The following is a 14861-nucleotide window of genomic DNA, read 5'->3' on the forward strand; positions in this document are numbered from 1 at the left end:
CGTCGCGAGCCCCCGCCGTGGCGGGCCTTGCGCGTCGTGGCGAAATGTCTATTTACGAGAGTTAAGAAGCGTTCTACAGGTCGTTGCAACGAACCCGCATCGCGTAGAAACTGGAGCTTGTGACTGACCGCTCCTTGAAAATCGAAAACTACGATGAATCATCCGACTGCCGAAGCCCACCGGCCCGACGGCCCACCCAGTGCTCACTCCGGGAGTGCCCCATCGACGACCAGCCACGGAGGTCCGCCCGCCGGAGTGCGACCGCAGGCGAACCTGCCCGAGCCGAGCGTGATTCCCGAGCGCGGCTGGCACGTCGGGCACTACTTTTATCGGTTCCGACGCGACCTGATCGACGAACCGTTTTCCCCCACCCTGCAGCGTCAATTTCAAAACGCTCTGGCACCCGCAGACGCCGATTCGCCAACCGCCGATCGAATCCCCGAAAGGTTGGCGTCGTACTGGATCAGCGGGCACGAGGCGGATTTCGCGACCGTCATCATGGACCCGCATCCCGGCAAAGTCGAAGGCATCCATCAGGCGTTATTGGCACCCGGAATCGGGCGTTATCTCGAAGCGACATGGTCGTTTATCTCGATGAGTGAAGTCAGTGAGTATGTCCCCTCGGTCGACGAGTACCGTCAACGACTGATCAAGGAAGGCAACTCACCGGATTCCCCAGAACTGGCCGCGAAGGTCAATGCGTATGAACGACGGCTTCCGATGATGAATCGCAATCGTTTGCAGCCGGAATTCCCGGATTGGCCGTCGGCGTGTTTTTATCCGATGAACAAGAGCCGAATCCCCGGTGCGAACTGGTTCACCGAGCCTTTCAGCGATCGCAATCAAATGATGGCCGAACATGCTCAAAGCGGAATCGCGTTCGCGGGCAAGGTCAGCCAATTAATCTCCGTCGGTGTCGGTTTGGATGACTGGGAATGGATGGTGACACTCTGGGGACGCAATCCGGAGTATCTTAAGGAGATCGTTTACAAAATGCGATTCGACGAAGCGAGTGCCAAGTACGGGCAATTCGGACCGTTTTATGTCGGCTATCGGGCGACGCCCCAAGAGATCCTCAAGCATTGCCACCTAGCAATGTAACGTTTTTCACCACCCAAGGCCTGTGAAGGCTTCCTTTATGAGATCGGCCGATGAATCAACCGTCGCCTGAACATTCTCCGGTGCAACCATGTGCAAACGCCTGTGGGGTCACCGACGTGGGGCGAACCCGATCGGAGAATCAGGATCAGTTTCTGATTGCGGAACTCCGCAAGTCGATGCGAGTGGAAGCCTCAAGCCTACCGCTGCGATCGAGCGGCGATTTGTTCGGCTCGACTCGTGGTCAATTGTTGATCGTCGCCGATGGGATGGGTGGGCACGCGGCGGGACAGCGAGCCAGCAGCGTGGCGATGGATCAATTGATCGAACAATTGCTCAATACCGTGCACTGGTTCTTGCATAACGAGCATGAACAAACACACGACGAAGCCGATTTTTTAGAATCGCTCAAGCGACTACTGCACCAAGCTCACAAACGAATCCTGTTTGAAGCCGCCAACGATCTATCACAACAAGGTATGGGGACCACCTTGACGATGGCGTACATCGTTTGGCCCCGGATGTATGTGGTCCACGCAGGTGACAGTCGCTGTTACCTGATCCGAGACGACGTTTGCGAACAAATCACGACCGACCACACGCTCGCTCGACAGTTAGTCGACGCGGGCGGCTTAAAACCGGAAGACGAAGCAAGCAGCCGATGGAGCAATGTCTTGTGGAATGTGCTCGGCGGTAACGGACAACACGAATTGACCGCCGAAGTGCGGCGAGTCGACCTCCGCGAGGGAGATGCCGTTTTGTTGTGTAGCGATGGTTTGAGCCGATACGTGTCGAGTGAAACGATTGCCGAGGTGATCACCTCTCAGACCGACGACCTCGAGCCGGTCTGCCACCACTTGGTCGGATTGGCCAACGCAGCGGGGGGTGAAGACAACATTACGGTCATTGTCGCTCGGCCGTCCCCCGAAATGCGCCAGGCGAGCGGCGTGCGTGCGTTTGAACGGCCTGCCGATGACGAATCGGATCTGTCGGCCGACCGCCAAGACGATGTCGTTTCGATCGAAGAATTCGCCGACGAAGATACGCTGCCCGGTTAATCGGTGACGCATCGAATTTGGTTGCTTGGTGACTATACTGAAGTCATCAGGTACAAACGAATCCCTGTCCCACCTCCAACTCCCCCGCCGCATGTTTTTGCTCGTGCTCACGCGGGGAGTCCAACCCCCACTCATTTCACGATTCTTGCATATGAAAACCAGCTTAATCGATCTGCTCACTGCCCATCGCGGCCTCCGGCTTCGCGGGCTCGGACTGGCCGCGGCGTTGCTCAGCAGCACCCTATTCGTCCCATCGATTTCCGCGGCTGAATCCGCCTCTGCATCGCAAACCTTGGAAGCCAATCTCGGGGATCCGACGTTGACCTCGGGCGTCCCCGGCGACGGCCCCCTGACACTTTCCCAAGTCGAGAAATGGCTCAGCGATCCGGATAACCACAAGACGCTCGATGTGAAGTTGCCCCGTGGTTTGGATGCCGCTGCGGCGAACATCTTCATTCCCGACGACAATCCGATGACGCGGGCGAAGATCGAACTGGGACGACAGCTCTATTTCGATCCCCGATTGTCGTCGGACAATACGATCTCATGCGCGTCATGCCACGCTCCCGACCAAGGTTGGGGAGCGAACACTCAGTTCGGCATCGGAGTCGCCGGTCAAACCGGCAATCGCAACTCGCCGGTTTCGTTCAATCGGATCTTGAGTAAAGCCCAATTCCACGACGGCCGCGCTGGTTCGCTCGAAGAGCAAGCCGTCGGTCCGATCGCCAACCCGATCGAGATGGGCAACACGCACGAAGTATGCGTTCAGACGCTGGCCAAGATCCCCGCCTACAAGGCGCAGTTCGAGGCGATTTTTGATAGCGGCGTGAACATTGACAACGTCGGCAAAGCGCTCGCCACGTTCGAGCGGGCGATTGTGACCGGACCGGCCCCATACGATTACTACGCGCCACTGGCGAACTTTGAAAAAGCGTTTGCCGATGACCTTGAATTCATCGACGAAGACCCCGAGCTGGCCGCCCGTTACAAAGAACTCAAAGATGCCGCAGCCGCCAATCCGATGAGCGAATCAGCGATTCGTGGAATGGAATTGACGTTCGGCAAAGCCAATTGCACCGCCTGCCATGCGGGCGCTAACTTCACCGACGAACAATACCACAACATCGGCGTGGGCATGCAAGGCGATGAACCCGATTTAGGACGATTCGTCGTAACCCAAGACGACAAAGATCGCGGTGCCTTCAAAACGCCGACCATGCGAAACGTCGCCGACAGCGGACCGTATATGCACGACGGCAGTCAAAAGACACTCGAAGAAGTGATCGACTGGTACGACAAGGGAGGACACGCAAACCCTTGGCTGAGCGACAAGATGAAAGTGCTCAATCTTTCGGTATCCGAAAAAGCGGATTTGGTCGCCTTCATGGTCGAAGGTTTAACCAGCGAGTTCCCGGTCATCGAAACAGGCCGTTTGCCCGAATAGCTGGGGCTTGAAGCGGTCGGCTTTACCCGCATGACAACCCGACGCGTGAGAACGTGTTGATTTAGTTCGCATCGTAACCCGAAGCGTGAGCGAGGGATGAGTCAATATCAATGATCCCTCGCTTACGCAGCGGGTTACGATAAAAGTGGAACTTGAAAATGCGTGAGCGAGGTACATACAGAGGATTTAATTGCGATTAATCCCTCGCTTACGCAGCGGGTTACGATGCTGACTCACTCAACACGCCGTTATGACGGTTGATTATTTTGGACGAGGGTTTCGATCTCGGCGAGTAACTGTTCGATCGCGGGCTTGGTTTTGGTATACAACGCCTGAGCCTCGCTCGTATTGCCTGACCGGGCTGCATTGATCAACGCCTGCAACTCGCTCGTAGGCGTGCCCGTCTCAAAACTGCTGAGTAATCCCTTCATGGCGTGGGCGGTCGCGGCAGCCGACGTCAGTTCATCGTCTGCCAATTGCTCTGAGAGGTGCACAACCATCGGTGGTAGATCCTCGATCGCGATGTCCGCTAGGATCAGCAGCATCTCTTCGTCACCCGCTAGACGTGAGAGCGCTTCGGAGAAGCGGGCTTTTTGAGTTTCGTTCAATTAACTGTCTCAAGTGGGGATGATCTTGGTGAGATGATTCAGTCGGAGGCTGATTCATGAGGGCCGGTCTTATCGATCGACGAGTATGGCAATTATGATGCCGTAATCGCTTATTCCTCGACTGCCACATCACTCTTGAGCACGATGTTGAACGTGGAGATGCGGTCACGAAGTTTTCCGCGTGTAATTCCCAAAATTTCGGCCGCTTGGCTCTGGTTGCCGTTGGTTTCTCGCAACACTTCGGTGATCACAAAACGTTCCATATACTGAGTTGCCTCGGCATAAACGTTGGTCGATTTCTCATCCAACAAGCGACGAACGATCTGCGGCAACTGCGAACCGGGGCGTTCGGCTTCGGTGGCCGCCCCGTTCTTGCTTTTCTCTTTCGACTGACTGAATCCCGTTACCTCTCGTGGAAGTCCGTCGGGCGTGATGACCGGCATCACACTGTCTAGGACGCAGCGACGAATCACGGCTCGGAGTTGGCGGACGTTTCCGGGCCAATCGTACCGCGTAAGCAAGTCGACTGCGTCGGGCGAGAGGCCTTCCAAGTCAGGCTTATTGAATTCGCGTTTGGCTTGTGCCAAGAAGAAGTGGATCAGTTCAGGCACGTCGGAAAGACGTTCGCGTAGCGGCGGCAGTTCGATCGTCACACCGTTAAGACGGTAGAGCAGGTCTTCGCGGTAGTCGCCGTCTTCGACCATTTGTTCGAGCGGTCGGTTGGTGGCCGCAATGATCCGCACGTCGGTGGTCAGTTCGCGATTGCCGCCGACTCGCTCAAAACGCTGTTCCTGCAAGACCCGCAATACTTTTGCCTGGACGCTCGGGGCCATGTCGCCGATTTCATCGAGGAACAACGTGCCACCGTTGCATTGCTCAAATTTACCAATCCGACGGGATTCGGCTCCGGTGAACGAACCCTTCTCGTGGCCGAACAACTCGCTCTCGAGAAGGTTGTCCGGCAGAGCGGCGCAGTTAACGGCCAGGAAGATCTCGCTGCTGCGATGGCTGTACTGGTAGAGCGATCGGGTCACCAATTCTTTTCCCGTACCGCTTTCACCACGGATCAAGATAGGAACATTTTGTTTAGCAACCTTTCCGATTGACTTGAAAACGCCCAGCATGGCGGGCGATCGACCAATGAACAGCTCGGCGGAGTCATTGGTGGTTTCCCGGTCTGCGGAAATGGCCACCGGGACGCTGCTGATCTGTCGTTGCTCGATCGCCTTTTCGACGAGATCCCGCAACGGCTCGACGGCCAGAGGTTTGCCGATGTAGTCAAACGCCCCCAACTGCATGGCTTCGATTGCCGTGTTGCTTGCCGCCTCGACGGTCATGAAGATGACCGGAAGGCGGCGATCCATTTCGCGGATCTCGCAGTAGACGGCCAATCCATTTTGGTCGGGCAACTGGATATCGAGCAGAACGGCGTCAAAATCGCCGGTTCGGAGCTTTTCGAGGCCTTCGGCGGCCGTAGCGGCCGTGGTGATGTCGGCGACCGCCGCGAGCGATTTTTGAGCGAGTGCCAAAATGGCACGATCATCATCAATAACCAGCAAGTTCGGCATGGATTTGGTCCATTTTGATTGAGCTTGGGCCTCGGTAAAGGGAATTTCGACGCCTGCTGTCATCATATTGCCTACGGTGCTCGTTTGGAAGGTTGCTGGGTCGATGTTGGATCGACCTAACTGGAACCGAATCGTTCAGTTACCCCCCAACGCAAACAGCGGACCAAACGTGATTGAGACGGTGATCATCGTGGCACGGTGGTCCTCCGTCGAGAATCACGGTGGGGACCACCGTGCCACGTTTTAAGCCAACCCTCAATTTAATAATTGACGAAGCACTAGTCTGCCATTCACCGAAAGTCTTGGCGTCTTTCGCGACGCCCCAAAATCTCCTGCCCGATCGGGGAAGCACGCGTTCAATAAAAAAAGGCGAAGAGGATCGTCCCGGCTGGGTCGACGGAGGTTCTCGTCATTCACACGTGCGGTCGTGTGAAACGAGAACCTCCGTCCCAGGACGTTTCCTCTTCGCCAATCATCGAATCCATTCGCTCGATCAGCTTGACGATGCGAAGGCTTTTTTTTGCCGTCGGCAATCCATATACCGGCGGGCCATTTACCGACGGGCGGGCCCGGTTTGGCTGGCCAATTGCATGTGGCCGTAGAGTGTTTGGTCTCGACGAACGATGTAGAACTTCGCCTTCGGACCACTTTGAATTTCAGGGTGTTCAAGAATGCCGGCCAGATCGTTCAAACTGGACGTTTGCCAGGAATGAATCCCCAGCAGCACGTCGCCGACCCGCATTCCCTGTTCGTCGGCGGCGGAGCCTTTGCGAACGTCGGTGATCATTAGACCGCCCCGGTAGCTCGTGTTCAGCTCGCTGTTCATGCGGCGTGTGAACGCGTCCCCGGCGGGCCGGACCGCTACGCCGATGACCTGCCAAGCGAGCGTGGCGACCGGGTCGGCGACGTTTCGCGAGCTCGGCAGCGTGGCGACGAAGGTTTCATAAACCTCACCGTCTCGCTCGAATTCCATTCGTAGTTTTTGCCCTGGGGTGGCGTCGAGCACACCGAGAGCAAAGTTCAGCGGGGTCTGGACGGATTCTTCTTCGATCTTCAGCACTCGGTCGCCCGGTTTCAAGCCACTTTGAAATGCGGACCCGCTGTCGCTCAGTTCAACAACCCGAAATCCGCCCTCGGCGGCTTCTTCGCCTCGCATTCCCATGACGAAGCGACGATCGTTGTGGCGAATGACCATCTCGGTGACCGTTTCCAAGACTTGATCGATCGGAATGGCGAACGCGATTTGTTGGGCTCCGACACGAACGGCGACGTTGATCCCGATGATCTCGCCGTCGATGTTGAGCAACGGGCCGCCCGAATTGCCGGGATTGATGCCCGCACTGGTTTGAATCAAGTCGTGATAGCTTTGCGTTTCATTAACGGGGATGTCGCGATGCAGAGCGCTGATGATGCCGACGGTGCTGGTATGGACGTAACCGAACGCGTTTCCGATGGCGATGACCGTTTCGCCGATCATTAAATCGTCGCTATGGCCGCGCGGCACGGTTTCGTAAGGTCCCGACCCTCTCAATTTCACCACAGCCAGGTCGCTGCGAGGGTCCGATGCCACTAAATCCGCGCGGGTCGTCTTGCCATCATGCAGAGTGACGTTGATTTCTTGGACGTCCTCGACGACGTGGTAGTTGGTCACGACGTAGCCCCGAGGGTCGATCACGACACCGGTGCCCATGCCGTTGACTTGACGGGCGACGTCGCCGTTGCCGCCCGGGGAAATTCCCCCGCCAGGACGCATTGTCTTTTGGCCGTGCAGATTGACGACCGACGGCGAAGCACGCCGGATGGCGGTGACCGTCGGGGTTTCACGCGGCGAACGACGCGTGCGGAGAATCTCGGCATCGGTCCCTCGATAGCTCGTGGCGGTTACCCCGTGGAGTTCCTCTCCGATCGAGGGGGACACTCCGAACATCACGACCAGCGACAAAACCGCAATCGTAGCGATCGCGTATCGGCTGCACGGCCAGCGAGTCAAACCCGCTGATTCCGGCGAGTCGACCGCCACAACGCAAGGCAACGAGCGGGTCGTCGTCGCGAGGTGACGCGACTCCAGATAATGGTAGTTCAAATTCATGCAATCCCCGCGCCCAGCGATCCCCCCGATACATCGGAAGGTGTGTGCCAACCAGAACGTCCGGCCAGAATGACCGTTACGAGGGTTAGCATCGGGCCGAAGGGCACGATCGCTTGATGCGGCATAAACGGCCCGTCAAGGTTTACCAAGCTTGACAGCCGAACCTGCCAAATTCGTCGCGGGGTGCATGAATGATGGCGCGGGGGTAGTTGATTCAACCACTACGATTCATCGCCTTTTCAAGCTACAACAGGGGTTCGCGAACGGACTTTTCGAGCCGAATGCGTTGTCGTCCCCCCACTTTCCCCGGCGTCCCACCTCACCATGGCCAGACTTGGAATCGTTTTCGGGCTGCTGCTGTGTGGATTGACGATCGTCGGGATGAGTGTCACGACCGAGAAAAGCTACACGCAGTTCGTTCCGATGATGTTCGGGATCCCGATGCTGTTCTTAGGCGTGGTGTCGCTGAACCCTCATCGACGTCGCGAATCCGTCTTTTTTGCACTTTTGCTCTCACTGGTGGCGGTTTCGATGGGAGCCGGCCGGCTTGTCGTGTTGGCCGTTCATTGGGCCGCCGGCGAGTATGTGAACCCGATTTCATTGCGGCTGGTCCTGGTGATGACCTTGATGAGTTTGGTGTTCGTCGTCATCGCCCACCTTTGGCGACGACGACGCACACGGACTCTGGCGGCGATCGCCAAATCATCTCAGGATTCTCCGCCGGAAGTACCCGCGGACCCCGACAAACTCGACCAACCGATCCGTCTCGACGCCGAGTCGCCCGCGAATCCGCCTAACTTTAGCGACAACCCGTACCAAACTCCGCCCATCGTGGACGTCCCTTCCGACTCTTCCAAGACCTCTTTCTCCCGATCTAAATCGACATGACCGCCTCCCCGACACCGAAGACGCCCATCTCCATCTACGACACCACGCTGCGTGACGGATCGCAGGGCGAGGGCGTCAGTTTTTCGCTGCAAGACAAACTCAATATCGCTGTCCGCTTGGCCGAGATCGGGATCGAGTTCGTTGAAGGTGGTTACCCGCTGTCCAACGAAAAGGACGTCGCGTTCTTTGAACAGATCCGCAAGTTCGATATGGGCAAGACAAAAGTCTGCGCCTTCGGCATGACGCGGCGACGGTCGATGAAAGCCGAAGACGATCCAGGAATGAAAGCCCTCGTCGCGGCGCAAACGCCCTGTTGCACGTTGGTCGGCAAGACGTGGGACTACCACGTGACGGAAGTCCTTCGCGCGACCTTGGACGAGAACCTGGACATGATCGGCGAAAGCGGCGCGTTCTTGGCCAAGCATTCCGAACTGATCTATGACGCCGAACACTTCTTCGACGGCTACCGAGCCAACCCGGAATACGCGATCAAGACGCTTCGCGCGGCCGCGATGGGCGGGGCGAAATGGTTGGTCCTGTGCGACACCAACGGCGGTAGTCTGCCCGAACAGATCGCGGAAATCACCCGTGCCGCTCGCGAAGGTCTGGCCGATTTCGATGTCGAATTCGGAATCCACTGCCACAACGATTCTGAACTCGCCGTGGCCAATTCGTTGGCCTCCGTCGATGCCGGCGCGACTCAGGTCCAAGGCACGATCAACGGCATCGGCGAACGATGCGGCAACGTCGATTTGATCGCGATCATCGCCAACTTATCGCTCAAGAAACCCGACTACGAAGTCCTCGGCGGAAGGTCCCTGACGTCGCTCACCGAGTTGAGCCGGTTCGTTTACGAAACCGCCAACCTGCAGTGGCGTAACAACCAACCGTTCGTCGGCCAGAGCGCCTTCGCCCACAAAGGCGGCATGCACGTCCACGCGATCAACAAGGCGGCGTCGACTTATGAGCACATCGATCCCGCGCTGGTCGGGAACGAACGCCGGATCCTCGTCAGTGAACTGTCCGGACGCAGCAACATCGAAGCGATCGCGGGCAAGCACAACCTTGCCGACGACAAGGAACTGATGAATCAAATCCTCGCCGAAGTCGTTCGACTGGAAAACCAAGGCTATCAGTTCGAATCGGCGACGGCGTCGTTCGACCTGCTAATCAAACGAGTCAGCGGCAAATTCAAACCTCACTTTGAAACGATCAAGTACCGCATCGTTGCCGGCGACCGGGACGTCGAAAACAACGTGGCCTTCGCCGAAGCGATCATCAAGTTGAAAGTCGGCGACACGATGTGGTTCGACGCCGCCGAAGGACACGGCCCGGTCAACGCGCTCGACGCGGGGCTGCGCAAAGCCCTCACGGGGGCCTATCCGCAATTGAGCGAAATCAGCCTGATCGATTACAAAGTCCGCGTGGTCGATTCCGCGTCCGGAACCGCCGCCTCGATCCGCGTCAACATCGAAAGCACCGACGGTAAAGAAACCTGGGGCACGATCGGCGTCAGCGACAACATCATCGAGGCGAGCTGGAAAGCACTCGTCGATAGCGTCGAGTACAAGCTTCATAAGGAAGCGGCTGGCTAATGGCTGTTAGCCTTTGGCTTTTAGCTTTTAGCTTTTGGCTTTTAGCTTTTAGTGACCTAATGCCGGGTCTCCGCCGAAGCGGCTGCGACCCAGCCTACTTACAATCTTCAATCTTCAATCTTCAATCTTCAATCTTCAATCTTCAATCTTCAATCTTCAATCCATGACTGAGATTCCTACTCGTTTTGACCACGCCGACGCTGCCGCCGAGATCATCCGGCGTTGGGACGATGCCGGATGCTCTCACGCCGATCCGGCCAGCGACAAGCCGCCCTTTAGCATCGTGATCCCGCCGCCCAACGTCACCGGAGCGTTGCACCTCGGCCACGGGCTCAACAACACTTTGCAAGACATCGTCGTTCGCCGCAAACGCATGCAGGGATTCGAAACGCTCTGGATTCCCGGAACCGACCACGCGGGCATCGCGACCCAAGCCGTGGTCGAACGGCGTCTCAAAGAAGACGAAAACAAGACTCGCCATGACCTCGGACGCGAAGCCCTCGTGCGGAGGATTTGGCAATGGAAAGACCAGTACGAACAACGCATTCTTGAACAACTCAAACGGATGGGATGCAGTTGCGATTGGCAACGGCTGCGTTTCACGCTCGACCCGCAATGCGCCGCCGCCGTCCGCGCGACGTTCTTTGACCTGTTCGGAAAACAGCGGATCTATCGCGGCAAACGTCTGGTCAACTGGGACACGTTCTTGCAAACCGCCGTGAGCGACGACGAAGTCAATAATGAGACTAAAAAAGGTCACTTCTGGCACATCTTTTATCCGGTCATTAACCCCAAACCCGGCGAACCAACGCGCATCGAGATCGCCACGACGCGCCCGGAAACCATGCTCGGCGACACCGCCGTGGCCGTGCATCCGGATCCCGAGTCGGCGTTCAATGAGATCGAACAGGGGTTGCGAGAAAAGCTCGCCGAGGCGACCGAGAAAGAACGTGCCGGTATCCAGGAACAAATCGATGCGCTGGAGAAACGTCGCGTCGAGATGCTTCCCGGGATGATCCAACTTCGTGACATGGCCGCCGACGGACGGACCTTGCGATTGCCACTGGTCGATCGCGAAATCCGCTTGGTAGCCGACGAATGGGCGAAACCCGACAAGGGAACCGGTAGCGTGAAGATCACCCCGGCCCATGATCCGAACGACTACGAAGTCGCGCTGCGGTGCGATCTCCCGATGATCAACGTGCTCAACCCGGACGGCACGATCAATGCCGAAGGCGGCAAGTACGAAGGCTTGACGATACCCCTGGCCCGCAAGGCCGTCGTTGCCGATCTGGAAGCGATCGATTTACTCGGCGACATCGAAGACCGCGAGATCGAATTGCCGATCAGCGACCGCAGCAAAACTCCGATCGAACCGTACTTGGCCGATCAGTGGTTCGTCGCCATGGATCAACTCGCCCAATCGGCGATGGATGCCGTGTCGGACGAACGTGTGCAAATCTTCCCGACCCGTTATCGCAAAGGCTACTTGGATTGGTTGAGCGAAAAACGGGATTGGCCCGTTAGCCGTCAATTGTGGTGGGGACACCGTATCCCGATCTGGACGGCGGCCGGTTTGAATCAAGCCGACGCCGACGCGATCACCAAGCAACTCGACCAGCTCGCCGCCGATTATCCCGGACAGATTCACTACCGCACCGACGCCGACGGCGAAACGACCTTGGCCGTGTTCGCATGCATCCGCGACGAGAACGCGAGTTTGGAATCGGCCGTCGAGGCAACCGGGTTGACGCAAGACCCCGATGTGCTCGATACGTGGTTCTCGTCCGCCTTGTGGCCACACTCGACGCTCGGTTGGCCCGCCGAAACACCGGAACTCGCAAAGTTCTATCCGACGTCCACGCTAATCACGTCCCGCGACATCATCACCTTGTGGGTCGCCCGGATGGTCTTGATGGGTTTGAACAACGTTAACGAAATTCCATTCGACGAAGTCTACATTCATGCCAAGATCCTGGACGGTTTCGGCGAAGGCATGTCGAAATCCAAGGGCAACGGCGTCGACCCGATCGACGTGATCGACAAGTTCGGCCCCGACGCGTTGCGGTTCGGCTTGGCTAGGCTCGAAAGCGGAACGCAAGACGTTCGTTTGCCGGTTCAGTACGAATGCCCGCACTGCGAGAAACTCAGCGACCAGACCAAGAAGACTCAAAAAGCAGCCACGGTCGAGTGCCCGGCGTGCAAGAAATCGTTTTCCACCCAGTGGGCCCAAAGCGACGCAGACAAGGCGTTGCCCAAAGCCGCCGTGGTTAGCGAACGATTTGAAACCGCTCGGAACTTCGTCAATAAACTTTGGAACGCTTCGCGATTCACGTTGATGAACCTCGATGGTTTCCAACCGCAAGCCATCGACGTGGCCACCTTGCCGATCGAAGACAAATGGTTGCTCAGTCGTCTGGCGACGGTGACGAAGGAAGTCAGCGACGCGATCGATCATTACCAATATGCCGAAGCCACCCGATCACTGTACGATTTCGCATGGAACGAGTTCTGTAGTTTCTATGTCGAGATCGCCAAACCTCGCCTCGCCGATCCCGATCAAGCGGCCCTGACGCAAAACGTCATCGCTCACGGTCTCGATCAACTTTTGCGTTTGTTGCATCCGATCATGCCGTTCGTGACCGAGTCGGTGTGGGGATACCTCGGGCAACTCGCACCGACACGTGGCGTTCCCGAACCGAAACGCGTCAGCGAGTTTGTGATGACGGCCGAGTGGCCCGTCGCGATGACCGAACATCACGATCCGAGTATCGAACAACAGTTCAACGAGTTCCAACAGATCGTCGCCGCGATCCGACAAATCCGCGCCAGTCAAAACATCCCGCCACGCGAAACGATGCCGGTTTCGATCCGGTGCAGTGCCGCATCGAAGACCTTGCTTGAGCCGATGACGGCGTACTTCGGAGCGCTCGCGACGGCGGAGATCATCGCGATCGACACTGACGTGAAGCCCTTCGAAACCGACGCGCACGTGGCATTGCCGGAGGTGGACATTGACGTGCATGTGGACTTGGAAAAGTTCATCGATGTCGAAGCCGAACTGGCTAGGTTGACCAAGTTGCAAGGTCAGATCGCTGGCCAAATCCAGGGCAAGGAATCGAAATTGAACAACGAAAGTTTCGTCAGCCGCGCCCCGGCCGAGATCGTCGAGAAAGAACGCGAGTCCGTCGTTGCACTCAAACAACAACTCGCCACCATCCGAAGCGACCTCGAGCGTCTGAAGACAAAGACAAAGTAGCCTGAAACGCACTTCATTGGTTACCGGCATGTTGACCTAGTCAGCCGCGAGACGCTAGCAGTCTGTTGATCGTAACCCGAAGCGTGAGCGAGGGATCGAACGCCATTCAATCCTCTGTACGTATCCCTCGCTGACGCTTTTTGAAGTAGCGATTTTGTCTGTGCATTGGTTTTTAGTAACCCGCTGCGTAAGCGAGGGATGAGTCAATATCAATGATCCCTAGCTTACGCTTTTTGAAGTTGCGCTTTTGCCTGTGGCATTGGTTTATCGTAACACGCTGCGTAAGCGAGGGATGAGTCAATATCAATGATCCCTCGCTTACGCTTCGGGTTACGATGCAGACTAAATCAACACGCCACTAGCGCCTTGTTGCTCACCATTGCAAATCAAGTGTGCGCATCAATCAACAGGCCGTTACGTTTTGATCGGTCTCTCGCCCGAGCAGACTGCATTAGACGGGCTATTCGTCGGCGATTGCCTTTTCAAATCGTTCGATCGAGATCGCTTTGCCGTCGGCATCACTTTCGACGATCGCGCCGCACAATCGCACGTCTTTGGTAGCGACGTGAAAATGACAAGGTTCGAAGATCGTGGTGGTTTTCGTGACCCGCTGAATATCGCGGCCGATCACGCTTTGATACGGACCACACATGCCGACATCACATTGCATCGCGGTCCCTCCGGGCATGACATGCGCGTCGGCGGTGGGTACGTGAGTGTGTGTTCCCAAAACCGCGGTAACGCGACCGTCGAGGTAGCGGGCGATCACTTGCTTATCGCTGGTTGCTTCGGCGTGAACGTCGACCAGGATCGCGTCGGTCCGATCGGTCATGGCTTCGAGTCCGCGTTCGACGGCCGCGAACGGGCAATCGACCGGCCGCATGAACACGCGGCCCATCAACGAGATCACGCCCAAGCGGCCCGCCGGGGTGGGCACGATGATCCAAGGTTTTCCCGCCGCGTCGGCCGGATAGTTGGCGGGTTTGACGATCCGATCGCTTTTCTGTAATACCGGGATGATCTCGGCGCGGCGGTAAATGTGGTCGCCCATCGTCATCGCGTCGACGCCCGCTTCGAGCAGCCGGCGATATTGTCGGGGCATCAGTCCGGCCCCGTCGGCGGCGTTCTCGGCGTTGATAATGACGGCGTCAAGGCGATGCTCGTCTTTGAGTTCCTCGACGTTCGATAAGACCGCAGAGTACCCCGGCTTACCGACAACATCGCCAAGGAACAGAAAACGCACTCAGGTCCCGC

10 protein-coding genes are annotated in these 14861 nt (G+C 57.3%); 6 read left to right on the forward strand and 4 right to left on the reverse strand.

Translation table 11 applies throughout. From position 1 onward, the window contains the following. Window positions 1-273 precede the first annotated feature (273 nt). The 3 genes from hemQ (at window position 274) to Pla100_RS20010 (ending at window position 3600) form a co-directional block, all read left to right on the forward strand. Window positions 274-1101, forward strand: coding sequence for a hydrogen peroxide-dependent heme synthase (gene hemQ / locus Pla100_RS20000; RefSeq protein ID WP_146579621.1), 828 nt, complete (start codon window positions 274-276; stop codon window positions 1099-1101). 50 nt (window positions 1102-1151) lie between these two features. Then, window positions 1152-2156, forward strand: a complete 1005-nt coding sequence (locus Pla100_RS20005) for a PP2C family protein-serine/threonine phosphatase (protein WP_146579460.1) — start codon at window positions 1152-1154, stop codon at window positions 2154-2156. A gap of 151 nt (window positions 2157-2307) precedes the next feature. Then, window positions 2308-3600 carry a cytochrome-c peroxidase gene (locus Pla100_RS20010; RefSeq protein WP_146579461.1) on the forward strand — a complete coding sequence of 431 codons (1293 nt, stop codon included), beginning with the start codon at window positions 2308-2310 and terminating at the stop codon, window positions 3598-3600. A 248-nt stretch (window positions 3601-3848) separates the two neighbouring features. Here the strand turns inward: Pla100_RS20010 and Pla100_RS20015 are convergent, their stop codons facing one another. The 3 genes from Pla100_RS20015 to Pla100_RS20025 form a co-directional block, all read right to left on the reverse strand. Then, window positions 3849-4208: a hypothetical protein gene (locus Pla100_RS20015; RefSeq protein ID WP_146579462.1), complete on the reverse strand. Its 360-nt coding sequence runs from the start codon at window positions 4206-4208 to the stop codon at window positions 3849-3851. Between the two features lie 110 nt (window positions 4209-4318). Beyond that, window positions 4319-5776 (reverse strand): sigma-54-dependent transcriptional regulator, encoded by a 1458-nt coding sequence (locus Pla100_RS20020; RefSeq protein ID WP_146579463.1) that lies wholly within the window; start codon window positions 5774-5776, stop codon window positions 4319-4321. Window positions 5777-6329: 553 nt separating this feature from the next. Further along, window positions 6330-7703 (reverse strand): trypsin-like peptidase domain-containing protein, encoded by a 1374-nt coding sequence (locus tag Pla100_RS20025; protein WP_146579623.1) that lies wholly within the window; start codon window positions 7701-7703, stop codon window positions 6330-6332. A 543-nt stretch (window positions 7704-8246) separates the two neighbouring features. Between Pla100_RS20025 and Pla100_RS20030 the strand changes: the two genes are divergently transcribed. From Pla100_RS20030 to Pla100_RS20040, 3 genes are all read left to right on the forward strand, one after another. After that, window positions 8247-8753: a hypothetical protein gene (locus Pla100_RS20030; protein ID WP_231603275.1), complete on the forward strand. Its 507-nt coding sequence runs from the start codon at window positions 8247-8249 to the stop codon at window positions 8751-8753. Beyond that, complete coding sequence (gene cimA, locus Pla100_RS20035; RefSeq protein WP_146579465.1) at window positions 8750-10348, forward strand: citramalate synthase; 1599 nt, start codon at window positions 8750-8752, stop codon at window positions 10346-10348. Before Pla100_RS20030 ends, cimA begins: the two co-directional genes overlap by 4 nt. Window positions 10349-10511: 163 nt before the next feature. Then, complete coding sequence (locus tag Pla100_RS20040; protein WP_146579466.1) at window positions 10512-13607, forward strand: valine--tRNA ligase; 3096 nt, start codon at window positions 10512-10514, stop codon at window positions 13605-13607. A 460-nt stretch (window positions 13608-14067) separates the two neighbouring features. On the opposite strand, the gene Pla100_RS20045 is transcribed toward Pla100_RS20040, so the two are convergent. Further along, window positions 14068-14850 (reverse strand): TIGR00282 family metallophosphoesterase, encoded by a 783-nt coding sequence (locus Pla100_RS20045; RefSeq protein ID WP_146579467.1) that lies wholly within the window; start codon window positions 14848-14850, stop codon window positions 14068-14070. Between the last annotated feature and the right edge of the window lie 11 nt (window positions 14851-14861).

This window comes from Neorhodopirellula pilleata, from assembly GCF_007859915.1.
In the GTDB taxonomy this organism is placed as follows: domain Bacteria; phylum Planctomycetota; class Planctomycetia; order Pirellulales; family Pirellulaceae; genus Rhodopirellula; species Rhodopirellula pilleata.